Source organism: Campylobacter sp. RM9328, assembly GCF_012978615.1.
Genome location: NZ_LIWF01000004.1, coordinates 56,698 through 79,859 on the forward strand (window position 1 = coordinate 56,698; position 23,162 = coordinate 79,859).

General features: G+C 36.1%; 22 protein-coding genes. 13 read left to right on the forward strand and 9 right to left on the reverse strand.

Features of this window, described 5'->3' with window-relative positions; all coding sequences use genetic code 11:
* Window positions 1-18: 18 nt before the first annotated feature.
* Genes CCAL9328_RS03770 through CCAL9328_RS03780 form a run of 3 tightly spaced genes read left to right on the forward strand, consistent with a single transcriptional unit; the run spans window position 19 to window position 1,825 of the window.
* On the forward strand, window positions 19-360 hold the full coding sequence (locus CCAL9328_RS03770) for a hypothetical protein (RefSeq protein ID WP_169935630.1): 342 nt from the start codon (window positions 19-21) through the stop codon (window positions 358-360).
* 3 nt (window positions 361-363) lie between these two features.
* Window positions 364-1,545: a peptidase M50 gene (locus CCAL9328_RS03775; protein ID WP_169971633.1), complete on the forward strand. Its 1,182-nt coding sequence runs from the start codon at window positions 364-366 to the stop codon at window positions 1,543-1,545.
* The gene (locus tag CCAL9328_RS03780) at window positions 1,535-1,825 is read left to right on the forward strand and encodes a metal-sulfur cluster assembly factor (RefSeq protein ID WP_170000038.1); all 291 of its coding nucleotides are present in this window, start codon (window positions 1,535-1,537) and stop codon (window positions 1,823-1,825) included. Before CCAL9328_RS03775 ends, CCAL9328_RS03780 begins: the two co-directional genes overlap by 11 nt.
* Before the next feature lie 379 nt (window positions 1,826-2,204).
* Here CCAL9328_RS03780 and ftsZ read toward each other — a convergent pair whose 3' ends face one another.
* From ftsZ to CCAL9328_RS03800, 4 genes are all read right to left on the reverse strand, one after another.
* A complete protein-coding gene (gene ftsZ / locus CCAL9328_RS03785; RefSeq protein WP_169971635.1) occupies window positions 2,205-3,341 on the reverse strand; it encodes a cell division protein FtsZ in 1,137 nt (378 codons plus the stop codon).
* A gap of 14 nt (window positions 3,342-3,355) precedes the next feature.
* Entirely contained in the window at window positions 3,356-4,786 is a 1,431-nt protein-coding gene (ftsA, locus tag CCAL9328_RS03790) for a cell division protein FtsA (RefSeq protein WP_170000039.1), read from the reverse strand.
* A gap of 5 nt (window positions 4,787-4,791) precedes the next feature.
* Window positions 4,792-6,249, reverse strand: coding sequence for a peptidylprolyl isomerase (locus CCAL9328_RS03795; protein WP_170000040.1), 1,458 nt, complete (start codon window positions 6,247-6,249; stop codon window positions 4,792-4,794).
* A 130-nt stretch (window positions 6,250-6,379) separates the two neighbouring features.
* Window positions 6,380-6,976, reverse strand: coding sequence for a class II aldolase and adducin N-terminal domain-containing protein (locus tag CCAL9328_RS03800; protein WP_169935642.1), 597 nt, complete (start codon window positions 6,974-6,976; stop codon window positions 6,380-6,382).
* A 112-nt stretch (window positions 6,977-7,088) separates the two neighbouring features.
* Here CCAL9328_RS03800 and rsmH point away from each other — a divergent pair, with 112 nt between their 5' ends.
* Window positions 7,089-8,012, forward strand: a complete 924-nt coding sequence (gene rsmH / locus CCAL9328_RS03805) for a 16S rRNA (cytosine(1402)-N(4))-methyltransferase RsmH (RefSeq protein WP_170000041.1) — start codon at window positions 7,089-7,091, stop codon at window positions 8,010-8,012.
* Window positions 8,013-8,015: 3 nt separating this feature from the next.
* Window positions 8,016-8,309 carry a hypothetical protein gene (locus CCAL9328_RS03810; RefSeq protein ID WP_169935646.1) on the forward strand — a complete coding sequence of 98 codons (294 nt, stop codon included), beginning with the start codon at window positions 8,016-8,018 and terminating at the stop codon, window positions 8,307-8,309.
* Here the strand turns inward: CCAL9328_RS03810 and CCAL9328_RS03815 are convergent, their stop codons facing one another.
* Entirely contained in the window at window positions 8,310-8,816 is a 507-nt protein-coding gene (locus CCAL9328_RS03815) for a hypothetical protein (RefSeq protein ID WP_169935648.1), read from the reverse strand.
* 100 nt (window positions 8,817-8,916) lie between these two features.
* Between CCAL9328_RS03815 and CCAL9328_RS03820 the strand changes: the two genes are divergently transcribed.
* The 5 genes from CCAL9328_RS03820 (at window position 8,917) to CCAL9328_RS03840 (ending at window position 14,183) form a co-directional block, all read left to right on the forward strand.
* Window positions 8,917-9,783, forward strand: coding sequence for a D-amino acid aminotransferase (locus tag CCAL9328_RS03820; RefSeq protein WP_169935650.1), 867 nt, complete (start codon window positions 8,917-8,919; stop codon window positions 9,781-9,783).
* A 1-nt stretch (window position 9,784) separates the two neighbouring features.
* Entirely contained in the window at window positions 9,785-10,237 is a 453-nt protein-coding gene (locus CCAL9328_RS03825; protein ID WP_170000042.1) for a 2-thiouracil desulfurase family protein, read from the forward strand.
* 86 nt (window positions 10,238-10,323) lie between these two features.
* The gene (locus CCAL9328_RS03830; protein ID WP_170000043.1) at window positions 10,324-12,336 is read left to right on the forward strand and encodes a bifunctional C40 family peptidase/M15 family metallopeptidase; all 2,013 of its coding nucleotides are present in this window, start codon (window positions 10,324-10,326) and stop codon (window positions 12,334-12,336) included.
* A 3-nt stretch (window positions 12,337-12,339) separates the two neighbouring features.
* Window positions 12,340-13,662: an ATP-dependent DNA helicase gene (locus CCAL9328_RS03835; RefSeq protein WP_170000044.1), complete on the forward strand. Its 1,323-nt coding sequence runs from the start codon at window positions 12,340-12,342 to the stop codon at window positions 13,660-13,662.
* A 17-nt stretch (window positions 13,663-13,679) separates the two neighbouring features.
* The gene (locus CCAL9328_RS03840) at window positions 13,680-14,183 is read left to right on the forward strand and encodes a hypothetical protein (protein WP_228026598.1); all 504 of its coding nucleotides are present in this window, start codon (window positions 13,680-13,682) and stop codon (window positions 14,181-14,183) included.
* Window positions 14,184-14,194: 11 nt separating this feature from the next.
* Here the strand turns inward: CCAL9328_RS03840 and lolA are convergent, their stop codons facing one another.
* The gene (lolA, locus tag CCAL9328_RS03845; protein ID WP_170000045.1) at window positions 14,195-14,707 is read right to left on the reverse strand and encodes a LolA-like outer membrane lipoprotein chaperone; all 513 of its coding nucleotides are present in this window, start codon (window positions 14,705-14,707) and stop codon (window positions 14,195-14,197) included.
* A gap of 99 nt (window positions 14,708-14,806) precedes the next feature.
* Here lolA and secA point away from each other — a divergent pair, with 99 nt between their 5' ends.
* Window positions 14,807-17,404, forward strand: a complete 2,598-nt coding sequence (secA, locus tag CCAL9328_RS03850; protein WP_170000046.1) for a preprotein translocase subunit SecA — start codon at window positions 14,807-14,809, stop codon at window positions 17,402-17,404.
* Window positions 17,405-17,468: 64 nt separating this feature from the next.
* Entirely contained in the window at window positions 17,469-18,668 is a 1,200-nt protein-coding gene (locus CCAL9328_RS03855) for an ABC transporter permease (protein ID WP_169971643.1), read from the forward strand.
* Window positions 18,669-18,695: 27 nt separating this feature from the next.
* Here CCAL9328_RS03855 and CCAL9328_RS03860 read toward each other — a convergent pair whose 3' ends face one another.
* Genes CCAL9328_RS03860 through CCAL9328_RS03870 form a run of 3 tightly spaced genes read right to left on the reverse strand, consistent with a single transcriptional unit; the run spans window position 18,696 to window position 21,581 of the window.
* Window positions 18,696-20,324, reverse strand: a complete 1,629-nt coding sequence (locus CCAL9328_RS03860; protein ID WP_170000047.1) for a cation:proton antiporter — start codon at window positions 20,322-20,324, stop codon at window positions 18,696-18,698.
* Window positions 20,325-20,705, reverse strand: a complete 381-nt coding sequence (locus CCAL9328_RS03865) for a heat shock protein transcriptional repressor HspR (RefSeq protein WP_169935668.1) — start codon at window positions 20,703-20,705, stop codon at window positions 20,325-20,327.
* A gap of 3 nt (window positions 20,706-20,708) precedes the next feature.
* Window positions 20,709-21,581, reverse strand: a complete 873-nt coding sequence (locus CCAL9328_RS03870) for a DnaJ C-terminal domain-containing protein (RefSeq protein WP_170000048.1) — start codon at window positions 21,579-21,581, stop codon at window positions 20,709-20,711.
* 153 nt (window positions 21,582-21,734) lie between these two features.
* Between CCAL9328_RS03870 and CCAL9328_RS03875 the strand changes: the two genes are divergently transcribed.
* Complete coding sequence (locus tag CCAL9328_RS03875) at window positions 21,735-23,144, forward strand: Do family serine endopeptidase (protein WP_170000049.1); 1,410 nt, start codon at window positions 21,735-21,737, stop codon at window positions 23,142-23,144.
* Window positions 23,145-23,162 lie beyond the last annotated feature (18 nt).

The following is a 23,162-nucleotide window of genomic DNA, read 5'->3' on the forward strand; positions in this document are numbered from 1 at the left end:
ATTTAATAAGGAGCTAAGATGGATTATTTTAAGGATTGGCAAAAATTTTCACCTAAAGGTGCTACGGTGGATTTTTTTAAAACCCAAAAAGATGATGAAAAATATATAGGTTTTGATACACGTGCTTGCGTGCCGCCAGAGCCCATGTTAAACGCGATGTTGGCTTTAAAATTTGCAGATAAAAACACTAAAATCGTAATGATAAATCACAAATTTCCAGCAGGTCTTATACCAAAGATTGAGAAAAATTTTTATGTGATTAGTGAAAATTTAGAAGGAGAGCAAGTAAAGCTTACTTTTAGTTTAAAAGATGGAGCTTCGCTTGAGGGCTTTGATTTTAACCAAACATGCCATGGATAAGAGATGCTTTTAAATACATTTGCACCACCTTTTAAGCTAGTTGGTGGTTACTTTATCGTTGGAATTTTATTTTTGATCGTTAGTATCTTTGCTTTTTTGATGGCAAATTTTGATACGCCAACAGCTTTTACTACGGCTGGATTTGTGCATATTTATTTGGTAGGTTTTGTTATGAGCATAATTATCGGTTCACTTTATCAATTAACTTCCGTGATACTTGAAAAACCGTTTTTTACCATAAATGGAGCTATTTTAAATTTAACTATTTATGTCATAGCCACGCTTTGTTTTGGTTTTGGGCTAGTGTTTGATGAAAATTCGATCACATATGTTGGCGCTTTTTTGCTATTTGCCTCGCTTATGTTTTTTTGCGTGACTTATTTTTTAAGTTTTATAAAAAACCAAAAGCGAAATTTTGCCGCAACGGCACTTTTATGTTCGTCGGTATTTTTGTTTATGGGTATCTGTCTTGGTACATGTTTGTTTTTAAGTATGTTTGGGTTTTTGAATTTTGATTTCGAACTGCTACTTAGATATCATGTTTATTTTGTGCTTGGATTTATATTTTTTATAATAGTAGGCGTAGCAAGCGTGCTTTTACCGATGTTTGCGCTTGTGCATGATTTAAAATTTATACTAAGTAGGACTTCGTTGATATTTTACGTAATGAGTGGAGTGTTGCTTTGTTTTGATATGAAATTTGCGCTTTTGTCGTTTGTTGTTGCGGCACTTTGTTTTATACTAGAGGCTCTTTTGATACTTAAAAAGCGTGTAAGAAAGGCATTTGATTATTGGAATATTAATGTTTTTATATCGCTTGTAGCATTTGTGTTCTTTTGCGCTTTCATAAATTCTACGCGGATTGATATTGCGGTATTTTTTCTATTTTTTGGATTTTTGTATGCTTTTATAGTTGCGCATTTATATAAGATCGCTCCATTTTTGATCTGGTATCATTATATAGCACCGTTTGTCGGTAAAACAAAAGTCCCTTTATTGGACGATATGGTGGTTAAAAAACCTGCATATATTGCGATATTTTTTAATGTAGCAGCTTTGGTGGCATATGTGTTTGATATCAAATATATCGCACTTGTTTGTTTGCTAATTAGTACTACTTTGGTTGCGTTTAATGTAGTGCATATTTTTAAATTTATAAAATTTGGAGTAAACCATGAAAGATAAAATTTATAAAGAGCTTTCGACGATAGTTGATCCTGAGGTCGGGTTTAACATAGTTTCTTTGGGGTTGATATACGATGTTGTGGTGGATGAGGATAAAGCAAAAGTTATAATGACGCTTTCAACTCGCTCTTGTCCTCTTCATGAGCTTATACTTGGCTGGGTAAATGACGCAGTTCTTAGAGTAGATGGTATAAAAGAGTGCGACATAGATCTTGTATGGGAGCCCGTGTGGACGATACAGATGGCTAGCGACGAGGTCAAAAAGGCTTTAGGAGCTTAAGTTATTTACGAGTGTTTACTTCTATAGGCAAACAAGTTGGCAGTTGAAAATAAAATTAACTCCCAACTTTTCAATGCAAACCTTGTGTCTAGTTAGTATTTATTTTTATAAATTTCACTGATTTTGTATATTAATAAACTGCTTTGCGTGGTTGTCGAATATCTTAATAAATATAAATTTAAATAAAACTAACCCTAGTTACTTGCTATAAGTTTTGGCTATAACTACAAACGATGATCTAAGCATAAAAACAATATAAAGTAGAATGAAGCGATATAAAATGCGATTTTAAAAAATGGCGCTTGCTTGAGTGGGCTATATGAAATTTAAAAGGAGATAAACCCCTTTTAAATTTATTAAGAAGAATTTTATGTGTTTTTTAGTCCATTTGATGACGCATATATGATGGAACGTCAAGTTGCGCCATGTAGTCTTCGCTATTGTATCCGCCGCTTACTTTTTGAAGTCTTAGGATCCTCTCCTTTTTTATGGCTTCATTTAGGCTTTCGACTTCCTTTTTTTCTTCTATCTCTTCTTTGGCTGACTGAAAGCCTGTTGCAACTATTGTAACTTGGACTTTATTGTTTGCCGCATCTTCGTCAGTTGTAGTACCAAATACGATATCGGCATCTTCATCAGCCGCATCTTGTATGATAGCCATAGCTTCATGAATGTCGCTTAGAGGGCAAGTAGGATTGATCCTAAAGTGCACTAGAACACCCATGGCGCCGTTTATACTCATATTGTCAAGAAGAGGTGATTGGATAGCGTTTTTCATAGCCTCTTGAGCAGCATCTTCGCCCTCTGCCTCGCCTACGCCCATTAGCGCCATACCTCTATGGCTCATAACAGTTCTAACATCGGCAAAGTCAAGGTTGATATCGCTTTTGCCTGAGTCTAGGACTATGGTACTCATGCCACTAACGGCACGTGCTAACACGTTATCAACTATTTCAAAGCTTTCTTTTATGCCAGCTTTTTTATCTATCAAAGTTAGAAGTTTATCATTAGGTATAACAACTATCGAGTCGCTTTCTTTACGAAGTTCACTTAGTCCTATTTCGGCTAGTTTGCGACGCTTTTTGCCCTCAAACATAAAAGGTATAGTGACCACTGCTACCGTTAGAGCACCAACTTCTTTTGCGGCCTGTGCTACAATAGGAGCGGCTCCGGTTCCTGTACCGCCACCAAGACCAGAAGCAATAAAGACGATATCTGAAGTTTCAAGTGCGCTTTTTATCTCGTCGTAGCTCTCTTGAGCGGCTTCTTTGCCAACCTCAGGTCTCATGCCGGCTCCTAGCCCTTTTGTTTTTTTCTCGCCAAGCTGGATTGTAGTGTGTGCAGGAGAATTTTCAAGTGCTTGAGCGTCCGTATTTGCCACTATCAAATCAATATTTAAAGCGCTATTTTCTCTTATCATATGATTTATCATATTTCCGCCGCCGCCGCCTACACCTATAACTTTTATCTTAGCGCCATATATGCTTTTATTTTCTTCTACTGTAAAGCTGCTCATTTTAGAAATTCTCCTTAAAATAATTGTGTAAGTCGTTGCCAAAATTTGGTAAAGATATTTGGCTGTTTATCTTGTTTGCTTATATCAGCAATATTAGCAAGTTCGTTTTTAACAACTCTTTGCTCCAAATCCTTTTGTTCATTGCCGATTATTTCCACACCTTCATCTTCAAACGGATTAAAAGTTTTATTTCTTAAATTTATATCTTCTTTTACGTTTTCTTCTTCAAAAATTTTATTAAAGCTATTTTTTGGTTTTGAGATAATTTCCCCGTGGTATCTCATGCGCTTTTCAGAGTCTATCTCGTATGATGTAAATTCGCCAGCTCCATACATACAAAGACCTATAGCGCAAGAGTTGGCAGGCTCTCTAAGTATCTCATAGAGTCCTTCAGTCTCTTTTGGTTTTGCTATGCGAACAGGCATTTTGTCAAATATAGCAGACGCAAGATCTCTTAATCCTTCAAGTTTTGTCATACCGCCGGTGATAACTACTCCAGCACCTATAAGATCTTTATAGCCACTATCTTCTAAAATTTTAGCAAGTATCATAAGTGTCTCTTCGGCTCTTGCATAAATTACGTTTGATATGATATCAAGTGAAACCTCGTGAGTTTTACTTTCATCTCCAAGAATAGGAAGCTCGATAAGGTCTACGGATTTATTTATCAATGCGCCGTAATTTATCTTTATCTCCTCGGCTTTTGGTAAAGGAGTATGTAGCGCCATAGATAGGTCGTTTGTTATATTTGCTGAGCCCACACCTAAAAATTCATTATATCTAATAGAATTTCCAGAGTGAATAACCATGTTGCAAGTGGCACCACCCATGTCGATAAGCACCACCCCGAGCTCTTTTTCATCTTCGGTAAGTGTTGCAATGGCTGAAGCGTATCCTGATAAGACGATATTATCTATTTGAATTCCTGCAGAGCTGATTGCTTTTCTTAGGTTGCTTAGTGCTGATTTTTGCACGGTTACGATATGTGTTTGAGCTTCAAGTCTAGTTCCGTTCATACCTATTGGGTCTTCAATATGCTCTTGTCCGTCTACTTTAAAATTATAAGGCAAGACATGGAGTTTTTCGTATTCACTAGGTATATTTGCCGTATGGTCAGCCATTTGCATGGCTCTTTCTATCTCTCGTATGCCTATTTCATGATTTGGTACATTTACCACACCGCTACTATCTACGCTTTTAGTGTATGCACCAGATAGTGAAACTATAACTTTTTCATACTGTGTGCCGGCTACTCTTTGTGCTTCTTGAAGTGCATTTTTTATTGATTTTGATGCAAGTTCTATATTTGTAATGACGCCTTTTTTGATACCTTGTGTCTTTTCTGTGCCTATGCCTATAACCCGAATTCCGTTTTCATCATGCTGAGCTATAACAGCACATATCTGAAACGAGCCGACATCTATACCTAAAATTCTAGTACTCAAAACAATTACCTTTTGATGTATTCTTTAACTACATAACGCTTTTGCAGTTCGTTTGTCAAATCTTGCATAAGCTCACTATTTTTAAGATTCGCAATATTTTGTTCAACAAGCTGTTTGTAGTTGTTATTTATATCGTTAGTAAGCAACTTTTGTTCCAAAATCTCGTAAATAACAGCTTTATCATCTAATACAATGTAGCCTTTTTTGTTTGGCGACTCTAACAGTTGACTAACAAAAGCTTGTGCTTCATGTATCTCTAAACCATCTATAGTTTGGTTTAAATCTCTGCTAATAAAGCCAATATCTTTGCCTTTGAAATTTGCTAATGCTGCTTTTGTTTTGCTCTCAAGTATCTCTTTTGATTTGTCAAATTTATAAATTTCTAGCACTTGCTCTCTAGCTGCTTCAAAGCTCATAGGTTGAGGAGGCGTGATGCTTTTGATCTTTGTTATAAGGTAGCCGTTTTGATAGATAAAAGGCTTGATTGTCTCGCCAAGATTTGCCTCTTTGATCTCTTGCATATCAAAAGTTGCGTTATTTTCAGTTACATATATCTCGCTGTCTGTTGAAATTTCACCTTTTTTTACGGCAATGTATTTTTCTAGCGCTTGTGTTTTGTTTTTTTCTAGGCTGTAGTCTTTCAAAACTTGCTCTTTTGCATTTTCAAAAGCGATGATTTTGTCATCACTATCTTTGTATTTATCTTTGTTATCGTTATAGTAAGCTGTTAGTTCTGTTGCATTTACATCAATGTCATTTGACTCGATATATAGAGTTTGTAAGCCGTAAAGAGTGTCGGTCATATAGTTGTTTTTGTTATTTTCCCACAGTTGTTTTAGCTCATTTTCATTGACTGTGATTTCATTTTTGTCAGATTTGATTATCTCAACGGCAACTCTGTCTTGCATAAAAAACGCTGCATTCATAAGTTCGATATCTTTTTGTGTTGCTGTTGTTTTTAGTATGAAATTTATCTTATCCATTAGTATTTGGCGTTTTAAATTCTTTTCATAGTCGTTTGGATTAATCCTTGCACGCCTTAATACATCGTAGTATAAATTTTTATTAAATGCTCCGTCTGTTTGAAAAGATGGATCAGCAACGATGTATTTTAAAACATTTTCATCGCTAACACTAAGGCCAATATCATCGGCAAAATTTAGTAGCAAGTTATCTTGTATGACAGCTTGCATAGCTATATTTTCAAGACCTATCTCTTCGGCTTTTTCTTGAGTAAATTGACCGTCAAATATGTTGCTGTAATAGTTATAAATTTGATTATACTTTTGTTGAAGTTCTTGAACGCTAATGTTTCTATGGCCAACGGTTGCCACTGATGTCGCTCTGTTGTTGTTTAGGTCGTAAGCACCCCAGCCTACAAAGCCTGCTCCGACAAAAGCGATAACGCTTATCCATATTGTTACAACTAAATATTTTTTATTTTTTTGCATCCAAGTTATCATGAATTTTAATCCTTTTTAATCACTAACGAAAATTATGTGCTATTTTACTAAAAATAGTCTTAAGTAACCTTAAAAACGAGCTTTTAATGCGGTTTATATTGCCAAAAATTACTAACATTTTCAAAGAGTGTTAGTATAATTCGTTTGAAAATTTTTCGTAGTAATTTGACAAATATAAAAGTTTGCAGCTATTTTCTAGTATCGCTATTTCTTTTGCTAGCTGCTGTGGTGTGCGACTAAAAGCGTAAATTCCATATCCTTTTATAACTACGATGTTTGTATTTTTTTCAAGCATGTAACGATAAATTTCGGTTTCTGCTCGTTCATACCAGTCTTCAAATTGCTTTGGCGCATAAACATGAATTTGATGAAATTTCATATACCCAAAATAGTCTTTTGGCTCGATTTTGTCATGTTTCATGGCATAGGCTGTTGTGTAAGGAGGCATAGCGTAGCATATAAATTTTGCTTCGTTTATGTTTTTATATATGTTTAGATGTATATATGCATCCATGCTTGCTTCATTCCAACGATAGTCCTTCTTTGAAAATAGTAGCGTCAAATCACTATCTTTAATGTCGTCAAATATTGCATTTTGTTTATTGATAAGAAATTGATTTCTCTCTACTCTTGCCGAGATAGAGCCATGAAAAACGCCTAGGAAATTTTTTCTAAACATCGAAAGTGAAATCTTTTTTAGCTCATTTATGGAGTGCTGGAGTTCCATTTTTATCCTTTTTTGGCTTAATTATAATAAAACTACATAAAATTTTACATAAAATTACTTTTTAAGTAAAGATTAGATAAATTTATAATTAAATTTAAAGGAAGAAAATATTTTGCAAAGCCCACATGTTAGCGTTTTACTAGGAGAAGTTTTGGATGTTTTTAAGGATACTAAAGGTAATTTTATAGATTGCACTTTAGGATATGGAGGACATTCGTCGGCACTACTAAAAGCAAATTCAAATTTAAACCTTATAGCTTGCGATAGAGATGATGAGGCGATAGAATTTTCCAAAAAAAAACTATCTGAATTTGGTGAGCGAGTTAGAATTTATAAGAGTAAATTTTCTGAATTAATTCAAATTCTTGATCAAAATGACAAAAAAAATGTTAAAGGACTGCTTGCTGATATAGGAGTTAGCTCTCTTCAGCTTGATAAAAACGATCGAGGCTTTAGTATAAATTCCGACACTCTTGATATGCGCATGAATCAATCTGACGGACTAAGTGCATATGATGTTATAAATAGTTATGATAAAGAAAAACTAGCTGAAATTTTATACAAATACGCAGAGCTTACAAATGCAAATTTTATAGCCCAAAAAATCATTGAAGCTAGAAAAACAAAAGCCATAACAAGCGCAAAAGAGTTGGCCGGTATAGTTGGCACAAGACCGATAAAAGGAAGAAGCGTAAGCCCTGCTATACTTGTTTGTCAAGCAATTAGGATAGAGGTAAATAACGAGCTAGGTGAGCTTGAAATGCTTCTTGAAAGCATTAAAAACGCTAAGTTTAATGGTTGCAAAGTAGCGATAATTAGCTTTCATTCTCTTGAAGATAGGATTGTAAAAAATACATTTAAAGAGTGGGCAAAGGAGTGCATATGTCCATCTTTTGCTATAAGATGTGAGTGTGGGGGCAACCATGCTTTGGGTAAAATTTTAACCAAAAAAGCCATAACGCCAAGCAAGGAAGAGATAGCTGTTAATTCTCGTAGTAGTTGTGCTAAAATGCGTGTTTTTGAGTTTAAAGGGTAGATAATGGATGAAAAAGTAGAACTACTTGAGCTTCATGACGAAGAGCAAAAGCACGAACAAAATTTAAGCTTTAAAACACTAGTAATGGTCTATCTTGCGATGTTTGTTGCACTTGGATTGTTGTTACCTAAAATTTATATAGCAAATCAAATTTATTATTTGAGTCGCGATATAGCCGAGATAAGCGGAAAACGCGATGTTTTATTAGAAGAGTATAAGGCTTTAAATACCAGGCTTGAAAACCTTCGCTACAAAAATCAAATTCTAAACCCACTGCAAGATCCGCAATGGAAGTAGTTATTCGGCGCTTTCCTTTTGTAAGATAAGTTTTTCAAGAACGTATTGCTCAAGCTCTTTTTTAGGTATGTCATTTTTTATCGCTTCGTTATAAATTTCTTCTACTTTTGTTGAGTATTTCTCATAAGTAAAGTATGGAAAATGCACCGCCCAAGCTTTTTTGATAAGTTCGCGGCTTTTTTCTTTTCTCGCCCAAACCTTAAACATATCAAAACCTATAAAAACAACGGATGTAACCGCAACGGTAACTAAAATAGAAATATGCGTATCGATATTTGATAAAAAATGATGGGTTAACACAAGTAATGGGAAAAGAAACAATATGCATATGAGTGCATAAATTTTATATGTTTTAGAGTGTCTGAATTTGAAATTTAGTTTTGCGCCGTCTACTAACATGCCTTCGTTAAAAAGGCAGTTTGCTTCAAGTAAATCCCTAAAAAGAACTGGTTGTTTTGATACGACAAAGATGCTATCTAGTATGTATTTTTTTAAATTTTCTTTCATTTTGTTCCAATATTTTATTAAAATTTAACGCAATTATATCAAAAAACCCTAAAATGGAGTAAAATTTGCTACAATTTTACTAAAATTTAAAGGAGCAAAGATGGCGGGAAGTAACATGGAAATAGTTTTTTTAAATGGAGAATTTTGCAAAGCATCGGAAGCTAAAGTAAGTGCTTTTGACAGAGGTTTTGTCTTTGGAGACGGGATTTACGAGGTAGTTCCTGTTATAAATTCTCGTCTTGTTGATAGAGAGGATTTCTGGCTTAGGTTCGAACGAAGCCTTAAAGAGATAGAGCTAAAACTTCCTTATAATAAGGAAAAATTTGAAGAAATTTTATATGAAATAATCACAAAAAACAACCTAAAAGAGGGCGGTGTATATATGCAGATTACGCGTGGCGCCGCTCCTAGGGATTTTTATTTTATCGAGAATTTAACTCCAAGTGTGTTTGTTTTTTGCTATGAAGCAGAAATTTTAAGTAATCCGCTAGCAACAACAGGCATAGAAGTAGCAAGTGTAGATGACATACGTTGGAAACGACGCGACATCAAGTCTATATCGCTTTTGGCTCAGTGCTATGCGAAAAATGAAGCCCATAAAAAGGGCGCACATGAGGGATTTATGGTTGAAGATGGCTTCGTGACAGAGGGTTGTAGTTCAAGTGCATTTATCATAAAAGATGGTGTTTTAATAACAAAACCACTTTCAAATGAAATTTTGCCAGGAATTCGCCGTAAGCGTCTTTTGAGATTAGCCGATCAGGCAGGATTAAAAGTTGAGCAGAGAAAATTTAGCATGAGTGAAGTTTATGAGGCGGACGAGGTGTTTATATCGGCTGCTACGCTTATATTACTTCCTGTGATAAAGGCTGACGGAAGAGCTATAAACGGCGGAAAGATAGGTAAATTTTCAATGGCTTTAAGAGAACTTTATGTGCAGGAATTTTTAAAAGAGGCGCTTAAATAAAGTGGAAAAAATCCTAATCAGCGCTTGCCTGCTTGGGCAAAATTGCAAATACGACGGCACAAATAATAGTAGTGATGCTTTAAATTTAAAATTAGCAAAACTTGCACAAAAATACGAGCTTATAAAAATTTGTCCCGAAGAGCTTGGAGGACTTAAAACTCCGCGTGAGGCGGCTGAAATTTTAAACGATAGAGTTGTGACTAAATTTTCTGGCTTAGATGTTACGGATGAGTTTATTTTTGGTGCTAGAGTTTGTTTAGACTTGGCTAGGTTAAACGAATGTAAGATCGCCGTATTAAAAGCAAGAAGCCCAAGTTGTAGGAGTGATGAAATTTATGATGGAAATTTTACAAAAACCTTGATAAAAGGCGATGGCGTATGCGCAAAAGAGCTTAAAAGTGGCGGTATCAAAATATATAGCGAAGAAAATTTTGATCAGCTTTTAGATGATTAGATCGTTTAAAATCTGCTATAAAATCAGGTGGAATTTTTATAATTTTTGTTAAAATCTCGGCTCAATCTATAATGTAAGGAAAATTTTTGAAAAATAAAATTTTATCGGTTTTTTTTCTTTTGTTTTTACTTGGTTGTTCTCAAAAAGTGCCTCAAGTTAGTTTAGACCAAACTTTTAAAGGTCGTATCACGCTTTTGGATTTTGAATTACCTCAAGATGCAAATTTTCTTCCACAGAGCATGCTTAGCGCTAGTTTTAGTGGTGACGATCTTTTGAAAAATCGCTTTAGTGTCTATGATATAAATGTTAAAAATGTAAAACAGGATGAGGCGTTTTGGGCATTTAACACATATAAATTTTCAGAGAAAAAAAGCTATTTTGGATCAAATTTTAGACCGGTAAAAAAGGCTTGGTTTGACAAGCAAAGACAAAATGCAAATTTTAATGAATTTGGCAAATTATCAGCACATGCCATAACTACCGCAAATACTGCTCTAAGAAATTTCCCAAGCAGCGACCCTCTTTTTTACAACCCACAACTTCCGGGAGAAGGTTATCCTTTTGACTATGCTCAGTCTTCTACCTTAAGCATAGCTCATCCACTTTTTGTATCGCATTTTTCACTTGATAAAGCTTGGGTATTCGTTAAGGATGATACGGTTTGGGGCTGGATAAAGTCAGAAGATATAAAAATTTTAACCAAACAAGAAAGCAGTAAGTATAAAAAGCAAAATTTCTTAGCTGTAAAGATAGATAATACGCCTGTTTATGACCTAGAGGGCGGGTTTTTATTTTATGCAAGAGTAGGGGTGCTGCTTGGTTTCAACGCCGAGGATAAAGAGAATTTTTATGGAGAAGTGATAACAAGAGCAGGGGTTAGAAAATATAAAATTTCAAAGCATGTTTCCGGTAAATTTCCCCTTGCTTTTGATGATGAAAATATAAGAATTTTATCCCAGTCTCTACTAAATCAGCCTTATGGCTGGGGTGGGGTAAACAACCTTCGCGACTGCTCATTATTTTTAAAAGATCTCATGAGTAGCTTTGGCTTTTGGCTTCCTAGAAATTCTGGCGCGCAGGCTAAAATGGGAAAAAAGATAGAGCTGCAAAATTTAAATGCTAAAGAAAAGATCAAGCTCATAAAAGAGCAGGGCGTGCCGTATATGACACTTTTTCATCTTCCAGGTCACATTATGCTTTATGTGGGAACTAGCAACGAAGGAGTGCTTGCTTTGCATGATGCGTGGGGTGTTAGGACAAAAGATAACGGACGTGCTCTTATGGGCGGCGTGGTGCTAACAACGCTTGAGATAGGCAAAGGTAGAGGTGATATAGATGATAAGAATTTGCTACTTTCAAAGGTGATTTCTATGAATATCTTGCAAACCCCAAGTGGCAAAAAACCTGAAATTTTGCCTTTAAATTCCAAAATAGATATGAAAGAAAAGATATCAAAACTACAAGATGCTTATGGGGTTAGGATCGAGGATAATTTAGTTTATTTTAGCGATGAAAGTCATATAGTGTTTAATGATTTTATAAAAAAAGACTCCGAGTGTAGTGTTGGCGCTGATGTGCAAGATATGAACGCTTTGCCGTATGCCGCTCTTATGCCCTTAAATGCGCCCTTAAACGATAGTGGACGATGTAGGAACTACGAGCTTTTGGGTAAAATTTACGGAGATAACAAAGAGGCTGTAAGAGAAAATTTAACAGACGTTGTGTGGCTTAAGGATTTTTTAGGTTTAAAGCTAAAATTTAACTCAAAAAACGGTGCAGCTAAGGCTTTAAATGCCGTTAGTCAGGAGCTAAACGAGCTTGTTAAACAAGACCCGTCTTTGCTTGAGTTTCTAAAAGATCCCGCTGGGACTTTTAATTGGCGTGTTATAGCTGGCACAAATAGACCGAGTGCACATAGTTACGGTATCGCAATAGATGTAAATGTTAAACAAAGCCACTACTGGCGCTGGCATAAAGTGTATAAAAATCAAATTCCAGAAGCTATAGTTCATACCTTTGAGAAGCATAAATTTATCTGGGGCGGTAGATGGGAACATTTTGACACTATACACTTTGAGTATCGTCCGGAGATGTTTTGATAGATGTTAGAGCAAATTTTAAAACTGCTTGAAAACTCAAATATCTTTTTAACAGGAGGCGGAGGGGTTGGCAAGAGCTACCTTACGCAAGCTGTTATCAAGCACTACCGAAGCAACCTTAAAAATGTCGTCATACTAGGCTCAACGGGCATAAGCGCCGTCGGGATCGGTGGTGTGAGTGTGCATAGTTTTTTTAAATTTGGAATTTGTAAAAACTATGAAGAGTTAAGGCTTCTTGATAGGCGTCAAAAGAGTAAATTAAACTCATTAAGAGCCATGCTTGATAGTTGTGATTTGCTTGTGATCGATGAAATTTCAATGATAAGCTCTGATCTTATGGAGATGATAAGGTATCGCTTGCAAGCTTCTAAATTTAACGGGAGGTTACTTTTTGTTGGTGACTTTTATCAACTTCCGCCTGTGCAAAAAGAGCAAGGCAAAAATGACCTTTTTAGCTTTACATACGCTTTTAGTTCGCATGCATGGAGTGAATTTAAACTAAAAAACATTGAGCTTCTCATTTCAAAACGCACACAGGATTTACAATTTTACAAAATTTTATCTCATCTTAGAGTTGGCGAGCTAAATGATGAAGTTATAGACTATATAAATTCGCTTAGAAGCGATAAATTTGAGATAAATGACGATATGAGTGTGCTTTACGGCACTAACCGCGAAGCTGATGTCTTAAATGAAAGATGCTTAAAAGAGCTACAAACTCCGCTTGAAGTTTGCACGGCGGATATTAAAATTTTTGATGAAAAGCTACATGAAAAAACTCTTGAAAGTTGGATAAACGCACTAAATTCTCCATTAAATTTAAACATGAAAATCGGAGCAAAGATAATATTTACCACAAATAAATGGGGCGAGTATTATAACGGAGAACAGGGCAAAATCGTTCAGATTTTAAAAGAAAATGGCGAATACTCCGGTGTTATTGTCCAAAAAAACGACGGCGAGATAATAGAAGTAGTCAAAAATTCCTTTGAGCTTAGTGAATTTGTTTCAGAAGACGGCGAGATAGCACAAAAAAGCATGGCTAGTTTTTTACAGTTTCCATTTAAGCTAGCTTATGCGCTAACGATACACAAATCACAAGGCATGAGCATAAATTTTTTAATGTGCAACCTTAATCAAATTTTTGCTAACGGTCAGCTTTATGTTGCGCTTTCTCGTGCTAAAAATCCAAAAAATTTAAAGCTTTTTTATGATAGAGGGGTTGATTTTAGGCAGTATTTAAGAAAAGTCGTTAAAATTGACAATGAAGTTAAAAAATTTTATAGTGAAAATATTTTTGAGAACATTAAGGAGATAGAGATATGAAGGAGCTGTTTTTGATTATGATTTTTTCGGCATTTGCCTTTTGTGATGTTTTAAGGGTAAGCGACTTTCAAACTGACATTTACTCAAAATCCGGAGTAAATATAACTAAAAAAATAAACTTAAATTTAGAAGTGGTTGGGCGCGATATGAATGACAATGAGTCTTATGTGCTTGACGCTTTAAATATCATAATCGGAAGCTTTTATGTTGAAGATATCTTAACTTCAATGGGAAAAGAAAAATTTAAAGAGACTTTTATCAAATACGCCGCTAAAAAACATACTCTTGATATTGATGATGTGCTTATTTTAAATATCAAAGTTATAAACAACCTAGAACTTAACGAGATCATAAATGCTATAAAATCACAAAATTTATGTCAAAGTCCACTGCCTCAAGATGCCCTTGAGAATAGACGAAAGAAAACAAACGAGATCGTTATAGCGCCTGACTCAAATACAATAAACCAACGACCGATCGACTTAAATAGCATTCAAGGTTTTGGCAAGGATTTTGAGTAATTTTATCAAATTTATTGGTTGATTATATCGTATCCTTGCGGTATAACCGGTGTTAAAATTTCCTCTGAAATTTGTTTGTTTGCGACTTGATTTTTTAATGTGATTTTTATTTTATTATCAAGTCTGTCTTTATAGTCAATCATCGTTGGAAGATCGTTTTTGACGGTGATAAAATACTCCACACCGTCATAAATGGCCTTATAAAGTGTTGGTTGGATTTGCATTGCATGGGTTAAAATTTGAGTTAAATTCGGAGTTTCGTCAAGTCTTGAAATAATGGCTTGTTCTAACTCGTCCTCTACGATAACAACTCGTTGCTTGTCAAAATATATCTTTTTTGGTGTGGGTGACTCATATATCCAAAGCGCGACATTATCATTTCTCGCATAAAATTTACCGCTATAAGATATGCTTTGGTTTTGACTGTTTACCGTTTGCGCAAAGTCGCTTTGTAGACTTTTGAAATTTAACCCCGCACAAAAACCAGGCAATGCTAGTAAAAAAACAATTAGAATTTTTCTCATCTACTCCCCTTTTTTTACGCTATTCTAGCCCAGTTTAAATAAATAAATAGTAAAACTATGATAGAATGAGAACTTTTAAAATTTAAGGAAGGCACAAGTATGGTTTCAGCGGTATTTAGAAAAATTTTTGGAACAAAAAATGACCGAGAGATAAAACAATACGCAAAAAGAGTAAAATTTATAAATGCGCTTGAAGACAAATATCAGGCAATGAGCGACGACGAGCTTAAGGCTGCTTTTGAAGCTTTAAGAGTGCAAGTCAAGGAGCAAAAAGTAAGTCTTGACGATATTTTAAACGATGTCTTTGCCATCGTTAGGGAGGCTAGTAAGAGAACGCTTGGCATGCGTCATTTTGATGTTCAGCTTATCGGCGGCATGGTGCTTCATGAGGGCAGGATCGCCGAGATGAAAACAGGTGAAGGTAAAACATTGGTTGCTACTCTTCCTGTTGTTTTAAACGCGATGAGCGGTAAAGGCGTGCATGTAGTTACAGTCAATGACTATTTGGCAAAACGTGACGCAACTCAGATGGGCGAGCTTTATAAATTTTTAGGCTTTAGCGTAGACGTTATACTAAGTGGAGTTTATGATGATAGTGTAAGACAGGCTGCATATAATGCCGATATAACTTACGGAACAAACTCTGAATTTGGCTTTGACTATCTTAGGGACAATATGAAATTTGACGCAAAAGATAAAGTTCAAAGAGAGCATAACTTTGTTATAGTGGACGAAGTGGATAGTATCTTGATAGATGAGGCAAGAACTCCGCTTATCATCTCAGGACCTACTAATCGCACTCTTGACGGCTACATAAAGGCGAATGAGGTAGCTCAAAAGCTAACTCGCGGGGAAGCTGCAGACCCTAATATCCCAAATTCAAAGCCTAGCGGCGACTTTGTCGTAGATGAGAAAAACCGCACGATAATGATAACCGAAGAGGGTATAAATAAAGCAGAAAAGTTATTTGGTGTTGAGAATTTATACAACCTAGAAAACGCCATCCTTAGCCATCATTTGGATCAGGCATTAAAGGCACATAACCTTTTTGAGAAAGATGTTCATTATGTGGTGCGAGATAACGAGATAGTTATCGTTGATGAATTTACGGGCAGACTAAGTGAAGGCAGACGCTTTAGCGAAGGGCTTCATCAAGCTCTTGAAGCTAAAGAGAAGGTAAAAATTCAAGAAGAGAGTCAAACTCTAGCCGATACAACCTATCAAAACTACTTTAGGATGTATGACAAACTAGCAGGCATGACGGGAACTGCGCAAACAGAAGCTACGGAGTTTTCTCAAATTTATAAGCTAGATGTTATTAGTATACCTACAAATGTTGCGGTTAAAAGAATTGACGGCAACGACCTGATCTATAAAACTCAAGAAGAAAAATTTAAGGCAGTTATTGAAGAGATAAAAAAGGCTCACGACAAAGGTCAGCCGGTACTTGTCGGTACTGCAAGTATCGAGCGTAGCGAAAAGCTACACGAGATGCTTGTAAAGGCTAAAATTCCTCACTCTGTGTTAAATGCTAAAAATCACGAAAAAGAGGCGCAGATTATCGCTGAAGCCGGCGCAAAAGGTGCAGTAACTATAGCTACAAATATGGCTGGTCGTGGTGTTGATATAAGAATAAATGATGAAGTTAGAAGTCTTGGTGGACTTTATATAATCGGCACTGAAAGACACGAAAGCCGCAGGATAGACAACCAATTGCGCGGGCGTGCAGGACGTCAAGGTGACCCTGGTCAGAGTAGGTTTTACTTAAGCCTTGAAGATAACTTGCTTAGAATTTTTGGCTCTGATAGGATAAAGGCGATAATGGATCGTCTTGGTATAGAAGAGGGCGAAAGCATAGAGAGCCGAATGGTAACAAGAGCCGTAGAAAACGCACAAAAAAAGGTTGAAAGTCTACACTTTGAAGCTAGAAAGCATCTTCTTGAGTATGACGATGTGGCAAATGAGCAAAGAAAGACGATATATAACTACCGTAATGAGCTACTTGATAAAGAATTTGACATGAGCGAGAAGATACTGCAAAACAGACAAGAGTATGTTGCAAGCATGCTTGAAAATGCGGAAATCTTCCATGGTGGTCTTAAAGATGATTATGATATCGCAAATTTATGCAAGATCATAGCAAACGACTGTGGTGAGCTGATAGATGAAAGCGGCCTTGCTGGACTTGAATATGATGAAATTTTGCAAAAAGCAACTCAAATTTTAACCGATAGATACGAAGAGCGCATGAGCGTGCTTCAAAGCGAGCAAAAGCATGATATAGAAAAGGTTCTTTACTTGCAAGTGCTTGATAATGCGTGGAGAGAGCATTTGTATCAAATGGATATATTAAAAACAGGTATCGGACTTCGCGGATATAACCAAAAAGACCCTCTAACTGAGTATAAAAAAGAGAGTTACAATCTTTTCATGGAGCTTGTTGTTCGTTTAAAGACCGAAAGTATAAAAATGCTTCAGAACTTGCGCCTAAGAAATCGTGACGAAGAAGAAGAGCAGGCTGCAGCTATGCGTGAACGTATGCAGCAAGATCAAGATAGAAGCTTAAATTTCAACCAAGATCAAGCTCAAACATCTACTAAAAAAATACCTCGCAACTCACCGTGCCCTTGCGGAAGCGGTAAAAAATACAAAGAGTGTTGCGGCAAAAGCGGTCCTAAAAAGGGCATTTTCGCTTAAATTTATCCTCAAAATAAGCCTTGTGGTTTATCCATAAGGCTTTGCTAATACTAAAAGGAAATCAATGACAAGTCTTCCTAAATACTTGCTTTTTAAATACCTTAGATTTGACAAATCACAGCCATTTATAACCCTAAGTGCGGTTCTTGCCTTCTTGGGAGTTAGTATCGGACTTATGGTACTTATAGTTGCCATGGCGATAATGAACGGTTTTGATAAAGAATTTGAGCGTAAGCTTTTTACTATGAACTATCCAATAACGATAATGAGTGCTTTTAAAGCTGATATAGACGACACTTTAACTTCACAGCTTAAAGAAAAATTTCCGGAGCTAAAATTTAGTCCGTTTATAAGCTCTCAAGTCATCTATCGCGGGTCAAATTCTTTAGAGGGCGGCATACTTTTTGGGGTAAATTCAGCTGATGAAAAGCAAATTAATTCGATTGTAAATGAAGGACTGAAAGAAAAAGAGCTTAATGGATATGATATCTTGATCGGCAAAGGGATAAAAGACCAGTTTAGGCTAAATGAAAACGACAAGATAACGCTCATATTTACAAAGGCGGATCCTGGAGGATTTTCGCTTATACCAAAAATGAAAAGGTTTGATGTTGCTTCTAGTTTTGAGTCAGGACTTGTAGCTTACGATAAAGCTTATGCATACACGTCAGCCGAGGCTTTGCGTAAAATTTTAGAGTATCCTGACGGCGTTTATGATGGGGTGCATGTGTATTCTTTGAAGCCATTTGATGATATAAAGCGCATACAAGAGGCACTTCCTGTTGGGCTAAAAGCGATAGGCTGGTGGCAACAAAACGGAAATTTCTTCTCTGCTTTGGCGCTTGAAAAACGTGCTCTTTTTATAGTCTTGATGCTTATTATACTTGTTGCTTCACTAAACATCGTAAGCTCTCTTTTAATGACTGTTATGAATCGTCGCCAAGAGATAGCGCTTTTGTTGGCGCTTGGAGCTAGTAAAAATGAGATAAAAAAGAGTTTTTTTTACCAAGGTTTGGTTATCGGTGGTGGTGGGATAGTTTTTGGTCTTATTTTGGGGCTTTTTGGAATTTGGCTACTTGGAAATTTCAACATTATAAATTTACCGGCAGATGTTTATGGTAGCTCAAAACTTCCTATGGAGCTTTCGCTTTTTGATTTTGGTATGATTATCGTTGGAGCGATCATTATAGTAGCGATCTCATCGTATTATCCGGCTAAAAAAGCCACCCAGATAGACGTTTTACAAACTCTTAGAAACGAGTAAATTTAAGATAGCCATGCTTGTGCTATCTTAAATTCTTGCCGCATCTTTATCTATCTTGCACAAAAGAGCCTCATGCACTAAAGTCCTAGCAACGGCTCTTTCTTCTCTTACTAAATGAAAGTTGTTACCAAGGTCCGAAAATAGATCCTTTTCGTCATGTCCGTTAAATCTTATGACGGTTTGTATGGTTGGATTATAGTTTTTGATATTTTGCGCGATAAGCTCAAGTCGTTGTTCGTTGCTAACAGTTATGATAACCGCAGCCGCACTGCTGATACAAGCGTTGTCATAAGTTTGCTTTTTTAAGACGTTTCCTAAAAATACATTTTCACCGCGACTTCTACCAAGCTCAACCAAGCTTAGATCGCTCTCAAGCGCAAGGTGGAGAATTTTTTGCTCTTTTAAGCGCAAAACAACCTCTTGTCCAAGTCTTCCATATCCAAAGATAACTATATGGTTTTTGATCTTTTGTGGTTTTATCATCTCGTTTGGCTCTACTGCAACCTCTTTTTGCACTAAATTTGCTAGGCGATTTAAATTTTTAAGGATAAAAGGCGTGACAAACATCGAAACCACGGCAACGGCTATGAAAATTTGAGCTGTTTGGTTTGAGATCAAACCTCTTGAACTCATAAGTCCAAAGACAGCGAGTGCAAATTCGCCTATCTGACATAAGCTAAGGGCTGTTTTTATAGCAACTCTTCGCTTTGCATAAAGTAAGAGCATGCCAAAAACGACAAGGGCTTTTATGAACATGGTTGCTATAATTAAGAATGCTATAATAAATATATTATCAAATACAATACTAAAATTTATCTGCATACCGACAGTTATAAAAAACAGTCCAAGAAGTAGGTCTCTAAATGGTATGAGGTCTGATTCTATCTGGTGCTTATACTGCGTTTCAGCCATCATCATGCCAGCTAAAAATGCTCCAAGCGAGTAAGAAAATCCAAACGAATAAGCAAGCTCGCTAGAGCCGATAACTAAAAGCAGTATCATGGCGATAAAAATTTCTTGCGAATTTGTTTGCACGACTTTATAAAATATCCAGTTTATAGTGTATTTGCCTATTAAATAGATCGTTATGATAAGTATTATCGCACTAATAAATGTTTGAATTAAAAGCTCGTCAATAGAGCTGTTTGCCGAGCTAAATATATCAATCATAAGCAAAATAGGGATAACTGCTATATCTTGAAATAGTAAAATTCCAAGAGCTTTTCTTCCGTAAATTTGAGATATATCGCCAGTGTCATTTAGGGTTTTTAATACTATCGCAGTTGATGAAAGTGCAAGGGCTAGACCGATGATGATAGCGCTCTTATCAACCACATTCATGGTGTAAAGAACTAAAATTCCAAGTATAAACCCCGAGATGCTAACCTGAAAAGTTCCGTTTAAAAATACCTCTCTTTTCATTGTCATGAGGTGTTTAAAGCTAAATTCAAGCCCTATGGTAAACATCAAAAACACAATGCCAAATTCGGCTAGGTGCATTATCTCTTCGTTGCTTTTTATGTTCATAAATCCGGATATTATCGTGCCTGTGACGATATATCCGATGATTGTAGGTATGGCAAATTTTTTAAAAACGACATTTAAGACTATGGAGAGTGCGGTTGCTAGTAGGAATGCTAAGAGAATTTTTTCCATTTATTTTAATTTTTCATCATAAAATATAATATCAAAACTATTTTTGCGTTTAACTAGGGATTTTTTGGCCGGTATGCCACCTTTTTTGAATTCATCAAGCTCATCTCGTAGCTGGTCGATAGTTGTTTCAAATTCGTCCATTTTTTCTTTAAGTTGCAAGATAACATCAACTCCTGCTAAATTTACTCCAAGATCTCTGGTTAGTCTAAGTATCATTTTGACCTTATCAACATCACGTTGCGAGTAAAGTCTCATCCTTCCATCAGTTCTTGAAGGCTCTATAAGACCTTCGCGTTCGTATTGGCGAAGCGTTTGAGGATGTATGCTAAGCACTTTTGCCACAACGCTAATTAAAAATAGCGGTTCATCATAATCTTTCATGTCTTACTCCGGTAAATTTTCTTTTAAAGTTTTAACAAATTTCGCATCGAGGCTGTTTATATCAGGAAGTTTCACTCTTGCTCTTAGGTATAAATCGCCGTAAATTCCGCTTTTTCTGTTTTGAACACCATAGCCTTTTAGACGAATTTTAGTTCCTGTTTTTGAGTTTTCGGCGATCTTTATCGTAACGTCTTTTTTAAATGTGCTAACCTCTATCTTGCCGCCAAACATCATTGTTTTTAAAGGGATTTCGATATCTTTATAAAGATCATCACCGTCTCTTTCGTATTCGCTACTTGGCTCGATATTTACGGTTAATATAAGGTCGCCAACCTGTCTTGATGCACTTTTTCCTTTGCCTTTTATACGCAACTTTTCGCCGTTATTTATGCCGCTTGGAATTTTTATCTTAAGGCTATCACCGTTAAGGTTTATCCTATGCTCTCCTCCGATAACGGCTACTTCAAACGGGATATTGACTTTTGCGTTTATATCAAGATCTAAGCCACCAAATCCGCCAAATCCATCACTTGAAAATCCGCCAAATCCACCACTAAAGCTAGATCCGCCAAATCCTCCGGAGAAGATATTCTTTAAAATTTCGTTTAGATCCGCACTATTTGCCGAACCTCTAGCAAAGTCGTGGAAATTTTGTCCGCCAAACATACTGTCGCCGTATTGGTCGTATTGAGCGCGTTTTTTATCATCACTTAAAATTTCATAAGCAGCATTTATCTCTTTAAATTTATCTTCTGCACCAGGATCTTTGTTTATGTCCGGGTGGTATTTTCTAGCTAGTCTTCTGTATGATTTTTTAATTTCATCACTAGATGCATTTTTAGAAACACCTAGTGTCTCGTATAAGCTCTCACTCATTGCATTACCTCTTTATTTTTTGATAGATATTGTAGCATAAAACTTTAGTCTAAGTCAATCAAGTTTTATCTCATTTACTTATATCTTGGAAGTATTAAAATTTTATTATTAAGTAGAATTTATAATACTCAAAATTAATCATAAGGAGTATTGATGAAAAAAATGATATTTATTTCCCTTGTGGCAGCGACTTCTATCTTTGCAAGCAATATTGCATTTAATGAAGCACAGACAGAGGTTAGCAGAATTTCGCCATTGCAAGAGGGTAAAAATATAATACTTTCATACCATGACTCGATATCAGGTGCTAAAAAATCAGTCGTAAATATCTCTACAACAAAGATTATAACAGTGCAAAATGGCGTTGAGCAGATGTTTAATGATCCGTTTTTTAAAGAATTTTTTGGTTTTAACTTTGGTATCCCAAAAGATCGCGAAAAAAGCACATCTTTAGGCTCCGGAGTTATCATCTCTCAAGATGGTTACATAGTGACAAACAACCACGTCATAGAAGATAGTGATCAGATCGTAGTCACCATGACAAAAGGCGGAAAAGAGTATAAAGCAAAAGTCGTAGGCAGCGATCCTAAGACTGACCTTGCTGTTATAAAGATAGAGGCAACCGATCTTGATGCGATATATTTTGCAGACTCCTCAAAACTGCTTGACGGGGATATCGTCTTTGCTATAGGTAATCCCTTTGGTGTTGGAGAGAGTGTGACAAAGGGTATAATTTCCGCTTTAAATAAAGACAATATCGGCTTAAATCAATACGAGAATTTTATCCAAACAGACGCTTCGATAAATCCAGGCAACTCAGGTGGTGCGTTGGTTGATAGTAGAGGCGCGCTTGTCGGCATCAACTCAGCCATACTTTCACGTGGTGGAGATAGCAGTGGTATAGGGTTTGCGATACCTTCAAATATGGTAAAAGAGATAGCTAAAAAGCTAATTACCGACGGTAAAATAGAACGTGGATACATCGGCGTGATGATAGCAAATTTAACTGATGATCAAAAAGAAATTTATAAAAATAAATCAGGCGCATTAATCAGCAGTGTAGAAAAAGGACTACCGGCTGACGAGGCTGGGCTAAAGCGAGGCGACTTAGTTATAGAAGCCGATGGGAAACCTATAACTAATGCAAATGATCTTAAAAATTTCATCGGTTCGCTCGCTCCAAACAGCACATTAAAATTAACTTACGAGCGCTCAGGTAAACTATCAAGCGTTCAGATCAAGCTTACAAATATGGACATAAGCGTAAAAGCCCATAATGATAATTCTGTGATTGAAGGGCTTGGGGTTACAAATTTAACTGATGATGCAAGATATAAATTTAAACTCGGTGCAGATAGCATGGGAGTTTTGGTAAGTAGTGTAAAGCAAGGCTCAAAGGCTGAAGAATTTGGCTTTGAAAGAGGCGATATCATAGTGCAAGTCGGCGAAGAGATAATTAAAGACGTCGCGTCGTTTGTGCAGATAATGAAACAAAATAGCGGCAAAAAGACGCTTGTGTGGGTTAATAGAAAAGGTATCATGCAGGGATTGGTTGTAAAATAATAAGGCTTTAGCCCGTAT